The sequence below is a fragment of the Blautia sp. TF10-30 genome, assembly GCF_003481245.1.
Taxonomy (GTDB): domain Bacteria; phylum Bacillota; class Clostridia; order Lachnospirales; family Lachnospiraceae; genus Fusicatenibacter; species Fusicatenibacter saccharivorans.
In genome coordinates this window covers 57,333-76,030 of the sequence record NZ_QUKM01000013.1, presented here as the reverse complement: position 1 = coordinate 76,030, position 18,698 = coordinate 57,333, and the positions used below count along the sequence as shown (strand labels likewise).

Annotated in this window: 15 protein-coding genes; 14 read left to right on the top strand and 1 reads right to left on the bottom strand. The window is 52.8% G+C overall.

From position 1 onward, the window contains the following. Positions 1-28 precede the first annotated feature (28 nt). Genes DXD02_RS11945 through DXD02_RS11910 form a run of 8 tightly spaced genes read left to right on the top strand, consistent with a single transcriptional unit; the run spans position 29 to position 7,873 of the window. Positions 29-286 (top strand): DUF4315 family protein, encoded by a 258-nt coding sequence (locus tag DXD02_RS11945; protein ID WP_002576231.1) that lies wholly within the window; start codon positions 29-31, stop codon positions 284-286. After that, complete coding sequence (locus tag DXD02_RS11940; RefSeq protein WP_117500156.1) at positions 276-1,040, top strand: DUF4366 domain-containing protein; 765 nt, start codon at positions 276-278, stop codon at positions 1,038-1,040. Before DXD02_RS11945 ends, DXD02_RS11940 begins: the two co-directional genes overlap by 11 nt. Further along, positions 1,037-1,231 (top strand): hypothetical protein, encoded by a 195-nt coding sequence (locus tag DXD02_RS11935; protein WP_004797798.1) that lies wholly within the window; start codon positions 1,037-1,039, stop codon positions 1,229-1,231. Before DXD02_RS11940 ends, DXD02_RS11935 begins: the two co-directional genes overlap by 4 nt. Further along, positions 1,228-1,911, top strand: coding sequence for a hypothetical protein (locus DXD02_RS11930; RefSeq protein WP_004797797.1), 684 nt, complete (start codon positions 1,228-1,230; stop codon positions 1,909-1,911). The genes DXD02_RS11935 and DXD02_RS11930 overlap by 4 nt, the downstream gene beginning before the upstream one ends. After that, positions 1,898-4,006, top strand: a complete 2,109-nt coding sequence (locus tag DXD02_RS11925; RefSeq protein ID WP_118666887.1) for a type IA DNA topoisomerase — start codon at positions 1,898-1,900, stop codon at positions 4,004-4,006. Before DXD02_RS11930 ends, DXD02_RS11925 begins: the two co-directional genes overlap by 14 nt. After that, complete coding sequence (locus tag DXD02_RS11920) at positions 4,003-4,281, top strand: immunoglobulin (RefSeq protein WP_117500159.1); 279 nt, start codon at positions 4,003-4,005, stop codon at positions 4,279-4,281. The genes DXD02_RS11925 and DXD02_RS11920 overlap by 4 nt, the downstream gene beginning before the upstream one ends. 6 nt (positions 4,282-4,287) lie before the next feature. After that, complete coding sequence (locus DXD02_RS11915; protein ID WP_118666886.1) at positions 4,288-7,656, top strand: LPD28 domain-containing protein; 3,369 nt, start codon at positions 4,288-4,290, stop codon at positions 7,654-7,656. A gap of 1 nt (position 7,657) precedes the next feature. After that, the gene (locus DXD02_RS11910) at positions 7,658-7,873 is read left to right on the top strand and encodes a transposon-transfer assisting family protein (protein WP_117500161.1); all 216 of its coding nucleotides are present in this window, start codon (positions 7,658-7,660) and stop codon (positions 7,871-7,873) included. 261 nt (positions 7,874-8,134) lie between these two features. Here the strand turns inward: DXD02_RS11910 and DXD02_RS15840 are convergent, their stop codons facing one another. Then, positions 8,135-8,569 (bottom strand): hypothetical protein, encoded by a 435-nt coding sequence (locus DXD02_RS15840; protein WP_243106559.1) that lies wholly within the window; start codon positions 8,567-8,569, stop codon positions 8,135-8,137. A 166-nt stretch (positions 8,570-8,735) separates the two neighbouring features. Between DXD02_RS15840 and DXD02_RS15835 the strand changes: the two genes are divergently transcribed. The 6 genes from DXD02_RS15835 to DXD02_RS11880 all read left to right on the top strand — a co-directional run bounded on the left by DXD02_RS15835 (position 8,736) and on the right by DXD02_RS11880 (position 18,652). Further along, positions 8,736-9,080: a TnpV protein gene (locus DXD02_RS15835; protein WP_430472407.1), complete on the top strand. Its 345-nt coding sequence runs from the start codon at positions 8,736-8,738 to the stop codon at positions 9,078-9,080. A 1,496-nt stretch (positions 9,081-10,576) separates the two neighbouring features. Further along, positions 10,577-16,741, top strand: a complete 6,165-nt coding sequence (locus DXD02_RS11905; protein WP_442859398.1) for an SNF2-related protein — start codon at positions 10,577-10,579, stop codon at positions 16,739-16,741. 1 nt (position 16,742) lies between these two features. Next, on the top strand, positions 16,743-17,561 hold the full coding sequence (locus DXD02_RS11900) for a DUF3849 domain-containing protein (protein ID WP_117500081.1): 819 nt from the start codon (positions 16,743-16,745) through the stop codon (positions 17,559-17,561). Positions 17,562-17,563: 2 nt separating this feature from the next. Further along, positions 17,564-17,902: a plasmid mobilization protein gene (locus DXD02_RS11895; RefSeq protein ID WP_003526263.1), complete on the top strand. Its 339-nt coding sequence runs from the start codon at positions 17,564-17,566 to the stop codon at positions 17,900-17,902. 151 nt (positions 17,903-18,053) lie between these two features. Then, positions 18,054-18,356, top strand: coding sequence for a hypothetical protein (locus DXD02_RS11885; RefSeq protein WP_007045794.1), 303 nt, complete (start codon positions 18,054-18,056; stop codon positions 18,354-18,356). Further along, a complete protein-coding gene (locus tag DXD02_RS11880) occupies positions 18,353-18,652 on the top strand; it encodes a CD1845 family protein (RefSeq protein WP_008817075.1) in 300 nt (99 codons plus the stop codon). Before DXD02_RS11885 ends, DXD02_RS11880 begins: the two co-directional genes overlap by 4 nt. The last annotated feature ends 46 nt before the right edge of the window (positions 18,653-18,698 follow it).

Below are 18,698 nucleotides of genomic sequence, written 5' to 3'. Positions count from 1 at the left end.
CAGACTTTGTGGAAAGGAGTGAACGGTTATGGCAAAAAACAAAATTGAACGTATCGACCAGGAAATTGAGAAAACCCGTGAGAAGATTGCGGAATATCAGGAAAAGCTCAAGACCCTGGAAGCACAGAAAACGGAGGCAGAGAATCTGGAAATCGTTCAGATGGTTCGTGCGTTACGCATGACTCCAGCACAGCTGAACGCTATGCTTTCCGGTGGAATGAACCACGGCAGAGATACGGCACTGTCGGAATCAAATAATCAGGAGGCTACCGCTTATGAAGAATAAAAGAATTTGCAAAACACTTTCCGCCCTTTGCCTGACAATGGTTGTGGCATTTGGCTTTACGATCCCTGCTTTCGCACAGGGGTCAGAACAGGCTCCGGCGGCACCGGCAGAGGATTCTACCAATGACAGCAATGTGATTGTGGAAGAAACAGAACCGGCACCGGCACTTACACCGGAGGGGAATGCGGCATTGGTGGATGATTTTGGAGGCAATAAGCAGCTTATTACTGTTACGACCAAAGCTGGAAATTACTTTTACATCCTGATTGACAGGGCGAATGAGGACAAGGAGACTGCTGTTCACTTTCTGAATCAGGTGGACGATGCAGACCTTGCGGCGCTGATGGAAGATGGAAAAGCAAAAGAGGAGCCGCCTGCGGTATGCAGCTGCACGACAAAATGTGAAGCAGGGGCAGTCAATACGGCTTGTCCGGTCTGTGCAACTGATAAGAGTAAATGTACGGGCAAAGCACCGGAACCTCCGGCAGAAATATCGGAGCCGGAAAAGGAGAAGCCTGCCGGACTGAATCCGGCTGCGCTGGTCCTTTTACTGGCTCTGCTTGGTGGCGGTGGCGTATTTGCCTATTTGAAGCTCGTTAAGAACAAGCCTAAGACCAAGGGCAATGACAGTCTGGACGATTATGATTATGGCGAGGAAGATTCCGAGGAATGGGAAACCGAAAATGAGGAGTCGGACGAGCCGGACGCTGACGGGGGCAGCACAGAAGAAGATGACGAGGACAGCGTGAAATGACCCGTTTCACAGACAGTCCCTATGAACGCATGATGACACGCAGGCCGGAGGGCGGGAGGGAAACTTCCCGTCCTCCTTCTTTACCCCACAACCACCCCTGCTATGGCTGCGGGAGTTATGGAAGCCCCTGCGTAGGCATCTGCCATCGTGAGATGGAACGCTGGCTCAAAGAAAGGAAACGAAAAAAATGAGTGTTCTGATTATATTTATCAAGCTGATTGCTGTTTTTGACCTGCTGGTGATCGCCGTGTATTTTGGCGGCGACATTCTTTCTACCATGTTAAACAAACTTCGGAGAAAGCCAAAGCAAGATGACCCCTTTGATTTCTCCTTAGATACCGTGACAGTTTCATTGTCCATAGATTCTATCCGTCAGCTTTATTCCGGTGACGCGGCAGAGTTTGTGGAAGAAAAGATCCTGCCAAATGCGGAGAAAACAATGGCCGTTTTGACGGAACAAGAACAGACGGCGACTCGTCTGCTCTTATCTGCTCTGATCGGTTTTCTTGCAGCAGAAGCTCCTATGGATGAACAGAGCTTTCCTTTGATGATGGAACTTCTGAACTGCATGGAAGGGGAAAAAGAAGATGGTTGCCAGGATGCAGTAGATAGTTTACTTGAAGATGCCGCCTGCAATACCCGCCGTCACGAAGAATATTACAGCAATTATCAACGCTACCAGCTGATGCAGGTGGATAAAACCCGTGTCATTTTGGCTTGTCGTATCATCATCAATGACCTGCTGGGGAAACTGTACCGCTATGACTACCGGTTTGGTTATAACCTGCTACTGGATGAGGAAAACAGCATAGAGAAAAAACTGCACACGCCTGTGCGGGAAGAATGGGAGGCTGAAGATGATGAGATATAAACTGGTAATCGCTGAAAAACCATCGGCTGCACAAAGTCTGGCCGCCGTGATCGGCGCGACTGCTCGTAAGGACGGCTATCTGGAGGGGAACGGCTGGCGTGTCAGCTGGTGCGTGGGCCATCTGGCCGGTCTTGCGGATGCAGACAGCTATGACCCCAAGTACGCCAAGTGGCGATATGATGACCTGCCTATTCTGCCGGAGCATTGGCAGATGGTGGTGGGAAAGGATAAGAAAAAGCAGTTTGATATTCTCAAAAAGCTGATGAACGCCCCGGATGTGATGGAAGTGGTAAATGCCTGTGATGCCGGACGCGAGGGTGAGCTGATCTTCCGCAGCGTCTATGAGCTGGCAGGTTGCAAGAAGCCGATGAAAAGGCTCTGGATTTCTTCGATGGAAGACTCCGCCATAAGGGAAGGCTTTGCAAACCTGCGCCCCGGTGCGGACTATGACGGACTTCGAGATGCTGCCCTCTGCCGTGCCAAGGCCGACTGGCTGGTGGGGATCAATGCGACAAGGCTTTTTTCCGTGCTGTATCACCGTACCCTCAACATCGGGCGCGTGATGTCCCCAACACTGGCGCTCATTGTCCAGCGAGAAGCTGAGATCGACACCTTTAAGCCGATTCCCTTTTATACCGTGGCGCTGGAGCTGCCCGGTCTTACCGTATCCGGGGAGCGCATGGCGAATAAGGTCGCTGCCGAGCAGCTGAAAGAAGCCTGTCAGGGTGCAAATGTCACAATCAAAAAGGTGGAGTGCAAGGAAAAGTCCGAAAAGCCGCCTGCCCTCTATGACCTGACTACCCTGCAAAGAGATGCCAACCGCCTGCTTGGATTTACAGCCCAGCAGACCCTGGACTATCTACAAAGCCTGTATGAAAAGAAGCTCTGCACCTATCCCCGTACTGACAGCCGCTATCTGACTGGTGATATGGCAGACAGCCTGCCGGTGCTGGTGAATCTGGTTGCCAGTGCTATGCCGTTTCGCAAAGGGATCGCCATTACCTGTGATCCGCATACGGTCATCAACGATAAGAAAGTAACCGACCATCACGCAGTAATCCCTACCAGAAATCTCAAGGATGCAGACCTTTCTGCCCTTCCTGCGGGAGAAAAAGCGGTGCTGGAGCTGGTGGCCCTGCGTCTGATGTGCGCCGTAGCCCAGCCCCATATCTATTCGGAAACTGTTGTGATTGCAGCGTGTGCCGGTGGGGAGTTTACCACAAAAGGAAAAACGGTGAAGCATCCCGGATGGAAAGCACTGGAGGACGCCTACCGTGCCAAAATGAAGGATGCAGAGCCGAAAAAAGAGGGCGCAGAGAAAGCCCTGCCGGAGCTGACCGAAGGACAGACCCTTTCGGTTGTTGCTGCAATCGTCAAAGAAGGCAAAAGCAGTCCGCCCCTGCACTTTACGGAGGACACTCTGTTGTCCGCGATGGAGACTGCCGGAAAAGAGGATATGCCGGAGGATGCCGAGCGAAAAGGTCTGGGGACACCGGCCACCCGTGCCGGTATTTTGGAAAAGCTGGTATCTGCCGGTTTTCTGGAACGAAAAAAGAGCAGGAAAACGGTGCAGCTTCTCCCTTCCCACGATGCAGTTTCCCTGATCACCGTTCTGCCGGAACAACTGCAATCGCCGCTTCTGACTGCCGAGTGGGAGTACCGACTGGGCGAGATCGAGCGCGGGCAGCTTGCCCCGGAGGAGTTTTTGGACGGGATCAGCACCATGCTGAAAGATCTGGTGGGAACTTATCAGGTCATCAAAGGAACTGAGTACCTGTTCACTCCGCCCCGTGAGGTGGTGGGCAAATGCCCTCGCTGCGGCGGTGAAGTTGCAGAACTGCAAAAAGGCTTCTTCTGTCAGAATGATTCTTGCAAATTTGCAATCTGGAAAAATAACAAATGGTGGGCTGCCAAGAAAAAACAGCCGACCAAGGCTGTGGTGTCTGCACTGCTTAACGATGGCCGTGTCCGTGTGACGGGGCTATATTCGGAGAAAACCGGCAAGACCTACGATGCCACTGTGGTTTTGGAGGACGATGGACAGTACGCCAACTTCAAGCTGGAATTTGATCAGCGGAAAGGAGGCAGCCGATGAAGCTCTCTTTAGTGGAACGGGAAACCATTCTCCTTTATAACCAGGCAGAACCAATGGCTGAGGTCTACACCCACGATCCCCGTCTGATGGAGAAGCTGGAACTGCTGGCAAAAAAGCACCCCGACCAGATCACCCGAAAGGACGCCCATAACTTTACCGTCCCAAAGCGGTGTGTATCAGTCCGGGAGCCATATAGCGTAGAACGCCGCAAAGCCGCCAGTGAGCGTGCGAAAGCTGCCGGATACCAGCCCCCTGTGAGAAAGTCCAGCAGTTAAAGGCACATGACAGAGAATGTATTTGAAGCAGTCAAGCAGTCGGTCAGCACCAGAGATGCGGCAGCGTTTTATGGGATCGAGGTCAAACGAAATGGCATGGCCTGCTGTCCCTTTCACGATGATAAGAACCCCAGCATGAAGGTAGACCAGCGGTTCCACTGCTTTGGCTGCGGTGCAGATGGGGATGTGATCGACTTTACCGCAAAGCTCTTTGACCTCTCCCCAAAAGAAGCGGCGGAGAAACTGGCACAGGACTTTGGCCTGATCTATGACAGTCAGGCCCCTCCCCGTAGGAGATATGTCCGGCAGAAAACAGAGGCACAAAAGTTTCGGGAGGACCGGCAGCGGTGTTATCGCGTACTGTCCGATTACTACTATCTGCTGAAAAAATGGGAGGCCGACAATTCTCCCCGGACACCGGAGGAAGAACCGCACCCCCGTTTTGTGGAAGCAATCCAGAAGAAAACCTATGTAGAGTACCTGTTGGACCTTTTTCTTTATGAAAGTGAAGAAGAACAAAAGGCATGGATTGCAGAACACACAGCAGAAATCACACATTTGGAAAGGAGATTGAAAATCATGGCTGAGAACAAACCCACCAACCGAGAGCGGCTAAGGGAAATCACAGATGGCATCGAGCAGGGGATCAAGGAACTGTTTGAGAGTGAAAAGTATATGCGCTATCTGTCCGTCATGTCCCGCTTCCACCGCTATTCGGTAAACAACACCATGCTCATCTATATGCAGAAGCCGGACGCTACATTGGTAGCCGGATACAATAAGTGGAAAGACCAGTTTGAGCGTCATGTAAAAAAGGGCGAGCATGGCATTACCATCATTGCTCCCACACCATATAAGAAGAAAATCGAGGAGCAGAAACTGGACCCGGATACCAAGGCTCCGATTTTGGATAAAGACGGAAAGATCGTCACAGAGGAAAAAGAAATCGAGATCCCCATGTTTCGCCCGGTCAAGGTCTTTGATGTGAGCCAGACCGACGGGAAACCTTTGCCTGAGCTTGCTTCCTCCCTTTCCGGCAATGTGCCAAATTATGAGGCATTCATGGAGGCTCTGCGCCGCAGTGCGCCGGTGCCGATCACTTTTGAAGCAATGGCCGCCGATACGGACGGCTATTTTTCTGCCGATCATCAGAAAATCGCCATTCGCCAGGGCATGAGTGAGGTGCAGACGGTTTCGGCCACAGTACACGAGATTGCCCACAGCAAGCTCCACAATCAGAAAAAGATTCAGATTGCCAATGACGAGCAATATCAGGAGATCGAGCTGTTTGATAAACCCGGTCTGTTCTCCAATGGGCGGATTGTCCGTGATAATCTGCCGGAGGGCGTTTATTGCTATGACCTGCGCGGTTCTGACTACGACCCCGGAGAGCCGGTCTGTGTAGAAGAACAAGTGGTTGTAAACCATGCAGGTTCCGTTCTGCTGACAGAGCCGCTGGAGCTGGCGGAAGATGGACGCCTGATGCTGACCGAGGAAGAAGGGCTGAATTTTGTTGGCGGCTTTTCTACCCTCACCCAGTTTTTGCAAGAACAGAGGAAAGACCGCCACACGGAGGAAGTGGAGGCTGAAAGCATCTCCTATGCAGTCTGCAAATATTTTGGCATCGAGACCGGAGAAAACAGCTTCGGCTATATTGCAAGCTGGAGTCAGGGCAAGGAGCTGAAAGAGCTGAGAGCCAGTTTGGAGACCATCAATAAGACCTCCGGCACTTTGATCTCTGACATTGAGCGCCACTATAAGGAAATATGCAAAGAGCGTGGGATTGATCCCCATGCAAAGGCAGAGCCGGAAACCGCCCCGATAGAGCAGCCAACCGGCAATCTGACTTACTATGTGGCAGAGTGCATGGAGTTTTCAAACCTTGGAGAATATCACGATAACCTGTCTTTGGAGGAGGCGGTCCGCATCTATCAGGAAATTCCGGCAGAGCGAATGAACGGGATCAAGGGCATTGGCTTTGAGCTGAAAGACGGAAGCGACTATGAAGGACCGTTTCCAATTTTGACCGGGCAGACCATTGACCTGGACACTATTCAGGCAATCGACTATTACCGTGACAATCCGCTGGTACAGAAAGCGGTAAAGGAACTGGCTGCGGCCATGTCGGAAATGGAGGTACTGGGGGCGGATGCCAACCAGCAGGAGGCTTTGTTTCTGATCAACGATACTACCTATTTTCATATCCAACCTTGTGACAGCGGATGGGACTACACTCTTTACGATGCTGCGTCCATGAAAGAGCTGGATGGTGGTCAGCTGGATATGCCGGAGCTTTCCTGCATGAAGGCAGTTCTCCAGATTTGTGATGATAACGATCTGGACAGCACTTCGCTCAGACGCGCTCCCTTGTCTATGGTTGAGACCTTGCAGGAAGCTGCTTATGAGCAGATGCAAGCAGAGGCAAGTCAGATGACCGCTTCTGCCCAGCTGCCGGAAGCGCAGGAGCAGGCACTGGATGAATACCCCATGCCAGATGAGCAGGTATCCACACAGGATATGCAGGAATACGGCTACTCCTATGATGGGATGCTCCCTGTTACCAGAGAACGGGCGTTGGAACTGGATGCCGCCGGTTTGACCGTCTATGTGCTGCATGAGGACAATACGGAGAGCATGGTGTTTGACCCGCAGGAAATCATGGATCATGGCGGTCTTTTCGGTGTGGACCATGAGGAATGGGAGAAAAGCCCTCAGTTCCACGAAAAGGTCATGGAGCGTCAGGAACATCAGCAGGAACACGAACAGGCATTTCTCTCCCAGAACAGAGATTGCTTTGCCATCTATCAGGTAAGTCGTGACGATCCGCAGAATGTGCGCTTTATGAATCTGGACTGGTTAAAGTCCCATAACATTTCCATAGACCGCAGCAATTATGACCTCATTTACACAGCTCCTCTGAGGGAGTCTGGCACTGTGCCGGAGCAGCTGGAAAAACTCTATCAGCAATTCAATCTGGAAAAGCCCGTGGACTTTCACAGTCCCTCCATGAGCGTCAGCGACATCGTTGCGATCAGACAGGACGGTAAGGTATCCTGTCATTACTGTGACAGTGTTGGTTTTACCCAGATCCCCGGATTCCTGCCAGAAAACCCGCTGAAAAATGCGGAAATGATGCTGGAGGACGATTACGGCATGATCGACGGTATCATCAACAATGGCGCAAAAGAACCTACGGTGGCAGAGCTGGAACAGCAGGCCCGAAGCGGTCAGCCCATTTCCCTGATGGAGTTGGCAGCCGCCACCCATCGGGAGGAACGGGAAAAGAAAAAGTCCGTCATGGAGCAGCTGAAAGGCCAGCCCAAGACAGAACACAAAAAGACAGCACCCAAAAAGAGTGCGGAAAGGGAGATTTGATATGGGCAACTTTACTTTTGAGGAAATGAACCTGATGTGCATTTACAATACCGGCAGCCGCACCGGGCTGATTGACAGTCTGCGTGAGATGCGCGGCGAGCTTTCGCCGGAGGAAACGGAGCTGAAAGAGTTGACCGACAGCGCTCTTACGAAGCTCTGTGCGATGACCGATGAGAAGTTTGCCGAACTGGAGCTGTACCCGGATTTTGACCAGTAAACAACATAACCGCAGGGATGGGGTGGCGATCTGCAACCCCGCCTTTTTACCCCAAAACTGAAAGGAGGACAGAATACTATGCCAACCAAAGCTGAACTATATGCACAGATGGCGGAGAAAGTGGCAACGCAACTCACTGGAAGCTGGCAGGAATGGGCAGGGTTCCTTACTACGGCAGCCCGACTTTACAAGTACCCGTTCCATGAGCAGCTGATGATCTATGCCCAGCGACCGGACGCCACCGCCTGTGCGGAGTACGATTTATGGAATGAAAAGATGGGTCGGTATGTAAGGCGCGGTTCCAAAGGGATTGCTCTGGTGGACGATTCCGGGGACAGGCCCCGCCTGCGCTATGTCTTTGATATTTCCGACACCGGAACCCGTGAACATTCCCGCACTCCCTGGCTGTGGCAGCTGGAGGAGCGCCATTTGGATTCCGTGCAGGTCATGCTGGAACGCACCTATGATGTTTCCGGTGATGACCTTGCCGGACAGCTCACCGAGGTAGCCGGAAAACTGGCTGAGGAATACTGGACGGAGCATCAGCAGGACTTCTTCTATATCGTTGACGGTTCCTTTTTGGAGGAATATGATGAGTTTAACATCGGAGTACAGTTCAAGGCAGCAGCCACCGTCAGTATCACTTATGCTTTGATGTCCCGCTGTGGACTGGAACCGGAACGCTACTTCGACCACGAAGATTTCATGGCGATCTTTGATTTCAATACCCCGTCAACCATCGGAGCGCTGGGAACAGCGGTCAGCCAGATCAACCAGCAGGTGCTGCGGCAGATCGGCGTTACCGTCCGAAATGCAGAGCGCGAAGCCAACCAAGAAAGGAGCAAACAAGATGAACAATCCCATGACCTATATCCAGAACGGAGACTATCTGATTCCCGACCTGAAGCTGAGCCAGCAGCCGGAGAAACCCCTGGGCAAGTACGGCAGGATGAGGAAAACCTACCTGAAGGAACATCGTCCCATCCTCTACAACCAGATGTTGCTGAGCGAGAAGCTGTACCCGCACCTTCTGGAGATCGACGAGACCGCCCAGAACAGACTGGAGCAGATGATGCCCCAGCTGGCGAAGGAAGCGGGAGCCACCGAGGAACTGAAAGCCAGCGATCCCATGAAGTGGGTGGGGCTGATGAACACCTGCAAAGCTCAGGCCGAGGAAATCCTGATGGCGGAGCTTATCAACAGCTGACTCTAAACCTGTTCCTCTCCGAAGCGGAACAGATCCAATCCATAGATGAAGCAGAGAATGTAGCGCATACATCCTCTGCTTTTTCTTTTGCCCAAAATGACATCGACCATGTGCTGCGTTTGGGCGGCAATACAGACCGTCAAAGGGAGCGTGTGGTTGCAGCCTTTGAAAAGCAGAAAACCACCGCTGAGATTGCCGAGATACTGAAAACGCTGTACCACGGCGGCAATGGCCTTGGCAGTGTGAGCGCATGGTATGCCGAGGATGGTATCCATCTTTCCCATGGGAAGTCTGTCCGTTATGACAGGTCTGCCCAGGTCATTTCCTGGGAGAGCGCCGCAGAGCGTATCGGGGAGCTTTTGGAGAGCGGCCAGTTTGCCTCCAATGTGGAGCTTACAGAAGCGGCAGGCTATGAACGCTCCCTCCTCTCGGAAAAGCTCTGGCATCTGTATCACGATCTCAGTGAGGATGCCAGAAAAGCCGGATATTTGTCCTGCCTGTCAGAGATCAAAGGCAATGGTTTCCCAGAGGAGACCCGCCGCCTGACGGAGCAGCTGAGTGACTCGGCTTTCCGCCAGACCCTCAAGGAAGAATACGCTGCCTTCTGGACTGCCTATCAGCAGGACCGTGACCTGTTGCGTTTTCACTATCATAGACCGAGGGAGATCTGGGAGAACCTGAAGGACCTTGACCTGCCACGCAGGACCTTTTCTTCAGACCTTTCCCAAGTGCCAACCGTTCAGCACTTCATTACCGAGGATGAGATCGACACCGCCATGACCGGCGGAAGCAGTTTCGCCGGAGGAAAAGGCCGTATCTATGCGTTCTTCATGGAAAACCATACGGATAAGGAAAAAGTGAGATTCCTTAAAGACGAGTATGGCATTGGCGGACGCTCTCATGCCCTGTCCGGCGCAACACACAGCGGCGAAGATCACGATGGGAAAGGACTGCACTATAAAAAGCAGGACTGCCCGGATGTTCACTTGAACTGGGAAAAGGTTTCCAAGCGCATTACCTCACTTGTCAAGAAAGACCGCTATCTTACCGAACAGGAACAAGCGCAGTATGACAAGATCCAGTCTGAACAGGAACTGGCAGAAGAAGATGCCATTCAAGCCCAGCAGCCGGAGATGGATGAAGAAACGCCAAAGCCTACCCTTCGGGAGCAGTTTGAGCAGTATAAGCCTGTGGTGACTGCCGCCATTTCTGAGGATACCGCATACCGCAATGCCTGCGGTCATTCCGACCGTGAAAATGCTGTCATCGAGGGTAATGCCGCTGTGCGCCGTGCGGTCCTTGGTTCTAAGGATATGGAGCTGATCCGACTTTATTCGGATGTGCCGGAGTTCCGCCAGCGTCTGCACCGGGAAGTGATCGACGAAACCTATCCAAAGCTCCATGAGCTTCTGCGCCCTCTTTCTCAGGAAGATATTGATACTGCCCTTTGTGCATGGAACGGCAATATCGAGAGTAAACACGCTGTTATCCGCTATATGAAAGACCATGCAAGAGAAAAAGATACCGCTGCATGGCTGGCTCAGGAATACGGCGGCAGTAACAGCAACAGCCTGTTTGTTGTCCGTGCCGGAAGCCCGGAGGAAACACAGCTGCCCTGGCCGAAGGTACAGCGCCGGATTGCCCAGCTGATTCAGGAGGACCGGTTCTATACCGAAGAAGAACAGAACCGTTTTGACAATATCGACCCTATCGCCATCCGGGAAGCCCTGGAGGAAAGAGGGATCGTCAACGGACAGGTGACAGACCCGGAAAAACTGGACAATGCCCTGTTTATCCAACAGGTGATGTCAGATGCAGAGCAGATCGCAGCTGCCGAGACAGAGCAGACTTCCGAAGTTTCCATTTCTGATGAGGAATATGATGCAGTTCGCCGCCCGACTCCGCAAAGAACCTCCTATGATCCTGCCGCCCCGGTCTATGCCGTGGGCGATACCGTGTATATCGAGGATGACGCCTATCAGATCACCGAGCTGCGGGAGGACACCGTGCAGCTTCTGCCTACCGGCATGGTATATCCCATCTACCGGGCAGAGCGCAAAGAACAGTTCGAGCAGCTGCTTCGGGCAGACCGCCGCAATGCTTACTATACCGAGTTTCTTCCTATTGACCCGGACAAGGCAGATCAAGACCTGCGGGATGTATTGGCTCATGGACTGATGGATGAAGCGGATAAACAGCAGCTTTCCACGCTACTGCAATCTGGCAGGAGCAACAGCGAGATCGCCTACTGGCTGAGCAGAGCCTACCCTCATGAGATTGAGACCCTGAATCTGGAGACCGGCGATATTGCCGATTACCGTACCACGGCACAGGGCATGGAGCTGGAAGTCCTGGACGCAGAGGAAAAGCGTCTGGCTGTGCTGTATTTCCGCTGGGATGAAGTTGCGCCTTTGCTGCGCGGGATGTATGCCCGTCAGCAGGACGGCTTTGGACAGGAACAGCCCCAACCGGCTACCGAATCCCCGACCTTCCATTCCGAGACCATGGCCGTCTATCCGGGCGATAAGAACCATCTACCTTATGATGTGGTGGTGGAACGGTTGCATATTGAGGAGCCGGAGCCGCCAGCCCCTGTAACAGAGCCGGAGAAAACCTTTGAGGAAGTGCTGGATGAACACCCGGTTTCCATTCAGGTCAACGGCCAGTGGCAGACCTTCCCCAATGCCAAAGCTGCCGAGGAAGCCTCCTATGAGGAATACAAGGCTAACCTGCGCCGCAATGCACAGAACTTCCGCATTACAGATGAGCATTTGGGTGAAGGCGGTCCAAAAGCCAAGTTCCAGGCAAATGTCAATGCCATTCGTTTGCTGAAAGAGCTGGAAGCTGCCGGACAGCAGGCAAGCCCCGAACAGCAGGAGGTTCTTTCTCGATATGTGGGCTGGGGCGGTCTCTCTGATGCGTTTGACCCGGAGAAACCGGCATGGGCTTTAGAGTATGCCCAGCTAAAAGAACTGCTGACCCCGGAGGAATATGCCGCCGCCAGAGGTTCCACCCTCAACGCGCACTACACCAGTCCCACGGTAATCCGGGCCATCTATGAGACCGTGGGGCGCATGGGCTTTGAGACCGGAAATATTTTGGAGCCATCTATGGGTGTGGGCAACTTCTTCGGTATGCTGCCGGAGGAAATGAGAAACAGCCGTCTATACGGTGTGGAGCTGGACCCGGTTTCCGGGCGCATCGCAAAGCAGCTCTATCCCAAGGCGGACATCACAGTAGGCGGCTTTGAGACCACTGACAGGCGGGATTTCTATGACCTTGCCATTGGTAATGTGCCTTTTGGCCAGTATCAGGTTCGAGATAAAGCCTATGACAAGCTGAATTTCAGTATTCATAACTACTTTTTTGCCAAAGCACTCGACCAGGTGCGTCCCGGCGGCGTGGTAGCTTTTGTGACCTCCCGATATACCATGGACGCCAAGGATTCCACCGTGCGCCGCTATCTTGCCCAGCGTGCTGAGCTGCTGGGAGCAATCCGTCTGCCCAATGACGCGTTCAAAAAGAATGCCGGTGCCGAGGTGGTATCCGACATCATCTTTCTCCAAAAGCGGGATCGCCCGCTGGACATCGTGCCGGAATGGACCCAGACCGGACAGACGGAGGACGGTTTTGCCATCAACCGGTATTTTATCGACCACCCGGAAATGGTGCTAGGCAGACAGGAGCCGGTAAGCACTGCTCATGGTATGGACTACACTGTGAATCCTATCGAGGGACTGGAGCTTTCCGACCAGCTGCATGATGCTGTGAAGTACATTCATGGGACTTATCAGGAGGCAGAGCTGCCGGAGCTGGGCGAAGGCGAAGCTATTGACACCTCCATTCCTGCCGATCCTAATGTGAAGAACTATTCCTATGCCATTGTAGACGGGCAGGTGTACTACCGGGAAAACAGCCGTATGGTGCGCCCTGACCTCAACGCCACCGCCGAAGCCCGCGTGAAAGGTCTTGTGGGACTGCGTGATTGTGTGCAGGAACTGATCGACCTTCAGATGGATGCAGCGGTTCCGGACAGCACCATTCGGGAGAAGCAGGCGGAACTGAACAGCCTCTATGACAGCTTTTCTGCCAAATACGGTCTCATCAATGACCGTGCAAACCGTCTGGCCTATGCAGACGATTCTTCCTATTACCTGCTCTGTGCGCTGGAAGTCATCAACGAGGACGGTAAACTGGAACGTAAGGCAGATATGTTCACCAAGCGGACCATCAAGCCCCATCAGGCGGTGGCTGTGGTGGATACGGCAAGTGAAGCACTGGCGGTGTCCATCTCGGAAAAAGCCTGCGTGGATATGGACTATATGAGCCAGCTTACCGGAAAAACAAAGGAAGAACTGGCCGGAGAACTGCAAGGCGTGATCTTCCGTGTACCGGGACAGCTGGAGCAGGACGGATCGCCCCATTATGTGACCGCCGATGAATACCTTTCTGGCAATGTACGCCGCAAACTGCGTCAGGCGCAGCGGGCGGCACAGCAGGACCCGGTTTATGTAGTCAATGTGGAAGCTCTTACCGCCGCCCAGCCCAAAGACCTGGATGCGTCGGAGATCGAGGTGCGTCTGGGCGCTACCTGGATTGACAAGGAATATATCCAGCAGTTTATGTATGAGACCTTTAATACCCCGTTTTATCTCCAACGCAGTATCGAGGTCAACTATTCGTCCTTTACCGCTGAATGGCAGATCAAGGGAAAATCTTCTGTATCCTACAACGATGTGGCAGCTTATACCACCTATGGGACCAGCCGCGCCAACGCCTACAAGATTCTGGAGGATTCCTTAAACCTGCGGGATGTCCGCATCTATGACACCATAGAGGACGCAGACGGAAAAGAGCACCGCGTGCTGAATGCCAAGGAGACCACCCTGGCGGCTCAAAAACAGCAGGCGATCCGGGAAGCCTTTAGGGACTGGATCTGGAGAGACCCGGAGCGCCGCCAGACTTTGGTGAGCCAGTACAACGAGGAAATGAACTCTACCCGTCCCCGTGAATATGATGGCAGCCACATCACTTTTGGAGGCATGAACCCGGCCATTACCCTGCGGGAACACCAGAAAAGCGCCATTGCCCATGTGCTGTATGGAGGAAATACCCTGTTGGCACATGAAGTAGGCGCAGGCAAAACTTTTGAAATGGTAGCTGCTTCGATGGAAGCCAAACGCCTGGGACTGTGCCAGAAATCTCTCTTTGTGGTTCCAAACCATCTGACAGAGCAGTGGGCGTCGGAGTTTCTGCGTCTCTATCCTTCCGCCAATATCTTAATCACCACCAAAAAGGACTTTGAGACCCATAACCGAAAGAAATTCTGCGCACGTATTGCGACGGGTGATTATGATGCCATCATCATGGGACACAGCCAGTTTGAGCGTATCCCCATCAGCCGGGAGCGTCAGGAACGGCTTCTCTATGAACAGATCGACGAGATCACTGAGGGGATTGCAGAGGTACAGGCCAGTGGCGGCGAGCGTTTTACCGTCAAACAGCTGGAGCGTACCAGAAAGTCTCTGGAAGCCAGACTGGAAAAGCTGCAAGCCGAGGGGCGAAAAGACGATGTGGTAACCTTCGAGCAGCTGGGTGTGGACCGTTTGTTTGTGGACGAGGCCCACAACTATAAAAACCTGTTTCTATACACAAAAATGCGGAATGTGGCTGGTCTTTCCACATCGGACGCGCAGAAATCCTCCGATATGTTTGCCAAGTGCCGCTATATGGATGAGATCACCGGAAACCGTGGCGTGATTTTTGCCACCGGCACCCCGGTCAGCAACTCCATGACCGAGCTTTACACCATGCAGCGTTACCTTCAGTATGAACGCCTGCAAGAACTGAACATGACCCACTTCGACTGCTGGGCTTCCAGATTTGGGGAGACCGTCACAGCATTGGAGCTGGCACCGGAAGGCACCGGCTACCGGGCAAGAACGAGATTCAGCAAGTTCTTTAATCTGCCAGAGCTGATGAACCTGTTCAAAGAAGTGGCGGACATCAAGACCGCCGACCAACTGAACCTGCCCACCCCGGAGGTGGAATACCACAACATCGTGGCGCAGCCTACCGAACATCAGCAGGAAATGGTCAAAGCTCTTTCGGAGCGTGCATCGCTGGTACACAGTGGAACTGTTGACCCGTCCCAGGATAACATGCTCAAGATTACCTCGGATGGCCGTAAGCTGGGGCTTGACCAGAGAATCGTCAACCAGATGCTGCCGGACGAACCTGGCACAAAGGTCAATCAGTGTGTGGACAACATCATGCAGATCTGGCGGGACGGCAAAGCTGACAAGCTGACCCAGCTGGTGTTCTGCGACATTTCTACACCGCAGGCAAAAGCTCCTGCAAGCAAGGCGGCGAAAACGCTGGATAATCCACTGCTTCACGCATTGGAAGGCGCTGTGCCTCTGCCGGAGCAGGAGCCGGCCTTTACGGTATATGACGATATTCGTCAGAAACTTATTGCCCAGAGGATGCCTGCCGACCAGATCGCTTTTATCCATGAAGCCAATACCGAAGTGCGGAAAAAGGAGCTGTTCTCTAAAGTCCGTACCGGTCAGGTTCGTGTCCTCTTAGGCAGCACCGCCAAGATGGGCGCAGGCACCAATGTGCAGGACCGTCTGGTGGCACTTCATGACCTGGACTGTCCGTGGAGACCGGGAGACCTTGCCCAGCGCAAGGGTCGTATCGAGCGTCAGGGTAACAAGAATCCTCTTGTCCATGTGTACCGCTATGTGACAGAAGGAACCTTTGATGCATACCTCTGGCAGACGGTGGAGAATAAGCAGAAATTCATTTCCCAGATTATGACTTCTAAATCGCCGGTGCGTTCCTGCGATGATGTGGATGAAACAGCCCTCAGTTTTGCCGAGATCAAGGCTCTGTGTGCCGGAGATCCCCGCATCAAGGAGCGTATGGATTTGGATGTGGAGGTATCCCGCCTGAAGCTGATGAAAGCCGACCACCAGAGCAAGCAATATCGTCTGGAGGACCAGCTGCTCAAATACTTCCCGGAGGAGATTGAAAAGCACAAAGGCTTTATCAAGGGCTTTGAATCTGACCTGGAGGTTTTGGCAGCACACCCGCACCCGGAGGACGGTTTTGCCGGTATGGAGATTCGTGGAGACCTGCTGACCGATAAGGAGAACGCCGGTGCAGCCCTTTTGGATGCCTGCAAGGAGGTCAAAACCTCCGATCCGGTGCAGATCGGCAGCTACCGGGGTTATGCCATGTCCGTGGAATTTTTCGCTTGGAAACAGGAATATACGCTCCTGCTGAAAGGACAGATGACCCACAGGGCAACCCTTGGTACAGACCCTCGCGGAAATCTTACCCGTATCGACAATGCCCTCACTCAGATGCCCCAGCGTCTGGAGGCGGCAAAGGCACAGCTGGATAACCTCTATCAGCAGCAGGCTGCCGCAAAGGAGGAAGTCGGAAAGCCATTCCTTTATGAAGAAGAACTGACAAGCAAAAACGCCCGTCTAGTGGAGTTGGATACCCTGCTCAACATCGACGGAAAGGGGCAGGCACACACCGAGTCTGTTGTTGCCAAAAGCACACGGACTTCGGTGCTGGATAACCTAAAACGCCCGGTGCAACCCCGCAGTACAGACAAGAAACCAAAACAGCATGAGGAGGTGCGATAACATGAATACTAACGATCTGAATACAGCTCTTTATGAAAAGATGGCTGCCGAACAGGACAAGTTCCGGGACTGGCTGAAAAGCCAGCCCCCGGAAGAAGTCTTAAACCATGCCTATGAGTACACCATCCGCGAGGACATCGTGATGGCAATAGAGGAACTGGAGTTGACCGACACCCAGGCTCAGGCACTTTTGGAATCTTCTTTGCCGCTGGCGGATGTGTACCGCTACTTTGAAAAGCTGGAGACCGGTCACATGGATGTGATCCGGGACAGCATTGAGAACCGTGCCGACGATGTGTGCAGAGCTAAAGAGGAACTGCGAACAACACCGATCTATCCCCATTCAGCTGCCTATGCGAGAGAACATGGGGAGCTGGAGCAGTACCGAGCTTCCAACAATGTAAATCGCCAATGCAAGGAGTCTATTGAAGCGGCGGTGCGGGAGCACTTCGACGGAATGTATCTCAGCCACGATGCGGCAAAGGGTGTGATCGAGACCTATGGCATGGAGCGTGTGTCCATGGTTCTGTCTAACACGGTCCAGCTTCAGGACTGGGATGGGCGTTACTCCCGACGCAACAAAGAATGGGCCAAGACCATTCCCAACGATAATCCCGAAACCGTCCGTTGTGGTTATGCCTTAAACAGCCACCCTGCTGTGCTGGATGGTTTTATTGATCTGGTGCGTGAAGAACAGCAGCGCAGCCGTACCCAGAGAGAAAAACTGGAACCGTCCCGTCACTCAGTGCGGGATAAGCTCAAACAGGAGCTGCCCGCCCATAAGTCTGCCGCCCCGAAAAAACGGGAGCCGGAGCGATAACCATGGCAAAGCGCAAGCGGGATGTGCCGGTTTTGTTTTGGGTGTCCGCAGAAGAACTGGAACTGATCCATCAAAAGATGCAGCAATACGGGACAGAGAATTTGAGCGCTTATCTGCGGAAAATGGCGCTGGATGGTTATGTGGTCAAGCTGGAACTGCCAGAGCTGAAGGAGTTGGTCTCCCTGATGCGCCGAAGCAGCAACAACTTGAACCAGCTGACCCGCAAAGTGCATGAGACCGGGCGGGTTTATAATGCTGACTTGGAGGATATATCCCAGCGGCAGGAACAACTGTGGGAGGGTGTGAAGGAAATCCTTACCCAACTCTCCAAACTTTCATAACAGGGATAGATACTCCATTTGCGGAGGGAGGAACGGCGTTTCTTCGCCGCACCTTCCTCCGCTTTTTCTTTTTGTCTGTATCCTTGTCTTTTGCCTGTCCGTACCGGATAATATGAGTAGAATAAGAAGCGTAGCAAAGGAGTGAAAACAGATGCTGACCTTTGAAAAGGTGCTGGAGATTTTTGCGGATTACCTGACCGCAGACGAGACCATAGAAGTTTATATCAGCCGCCATGGATGTGTAAGAGTTGAATTTGACCAAGATTTTCACTATTGCTCTGGCGAGGTGTGCCATACTCCCAAGGAACTGTTCGACCTCTTAGCCGATGATTACCGGACTTATCTGGAGATTGAACTGACCAAAGGAAAACGGGAAGTGACGGAAGATGATGAGAGAGAAGCGGATGCCCTGTGCAAACGGCATCTGGAGCGTTGGAAGGAGGAACAGGAATGAAGATTTTGAAATGTCTGCTGATGATCGTAACTGCACCGGTCGTTTTGGTGTTGACGCTTTTTGTCTGGCTCTGCACGGGGCTGATCTACATATCCGGTCTGGTGCTTGGTCTACTAAGCACGGTAATTGCTCTGCTTGGCGTGGCTGTGCTGATTACCTATTCCCCGCAGAATGGTGTGATTTTGCTGGTTATGGCATTTTTGATTAGCCCGATGGGGCTGCCGCTGGCTGCGATCTGGCTACTGGGAAAGGTGCAGAGTTTGAAATTTGCGATACAGGATTGGGTGTATGGGTAAATGATGTGAATATAATTTGGAATGAAAAAGAAGCAGGACAATGGGA

Excerpts from the sequence above, each read along its gene's own strand:
- DXD02_RS11945 (WP_002576231.1), top strand. The coding sequence starts at position 29 with ATGGCAAAAAACAAAATTGAACGTATCGACCAGGAAATTGAGAAAACC.
- DXD02_RS11940 (WP_117500156.1), top strand. The coding sequence starts at position 276 with ATGAAGAATAAAAGAATTTGCAAAACACTTTCCGCCCTTTGCCTGACA.
- DXD02_RS11935 (WP_004797798.1), top strand. The coding sequence starts at position 1,037 with ATGACCCGTTTCACAGACAGTCCCTATGAACGCATGATGACACGCAGG.
- DXD02_RS11930 (WP_004797797.1), top strand. The coding sequence starts at position 1,228 with ATGAGTGTTCTGATTATATTTATCAAGCTGATTGCTGTTTTTGACCTG.
- DXD02_RS11925 (WP_118666887.1), top strand. The coding sequence starts at position 1,898 with ATGATGAGATATAAACTGGTAATCGCTGAAAAACCATCGGCTGCACAA.
- DXD02_RS11920 (WP_117500159.1), top strand. The coding sequence starts at position 4,003 with ATGAAGCTCTCTTTAGTGGAACGGGAAACCATTCTCCTTTATAACCAG.
- DXD02_RS11915 (WP_118666886.1), top strand. The coding sequence starts at position 4,288 with ATGACAGAGAATGTATTTGAAGCAGTCAAGCAGTCGGTCAGCACCAGA.
- DXD02_RS11910 (WP_117500161.1), top strand. The coding sequence starts at position 7,658 with ATGGGCAACTTTACTTTTGAGGAAATGAACCTGATGTGCATTTACAAT.
- DXD02_RS15835 (WP_430472407.1), top strand. The coding sequence starts at position 8,736 with ATGACCTATATCCAGAACGGAGACTATCTGATTCCCGACCTGAAGCTG.
- DXD02_RS11905 (WP_442859398.1), top strand. The coding sequence starts at position 10,577 with ATGAAAGACCATGCAAGAGAAAAAGATACCGCTGCATGGCTGGCTCAG.
- DXD02_RS11900 (WP_117500081.1), top strand. The coding sequence starts at position 16,743 with ATGAATACTAACGATCTGAATACAGCTCTTTATGAAAAGATGGCTGCC.
- DXD02_RS11895 (WP_003526263.1), top strand. The coding sequence starts at position 17,564 with ATGGCAAAGCGCAAGCGGGATGTGCCGGTTTTGTTTTGGGTGTCCGCA.
- DXD02_RS11885 (WP_007045794.1), top strand. The coding sequence starts at position 18,054 with ATGCTGACCTTTGAAAAGGTGCTGGAGATTTTTGCGGATTACCTGACC.
- DXD02_RS11880 (WP_008817075.1), top strand. The coding sequence starts at position 18,353 with ATGAAGATTTTGAAATGTCTGCTGATGATCGTAACTGCACCGGTCGTT.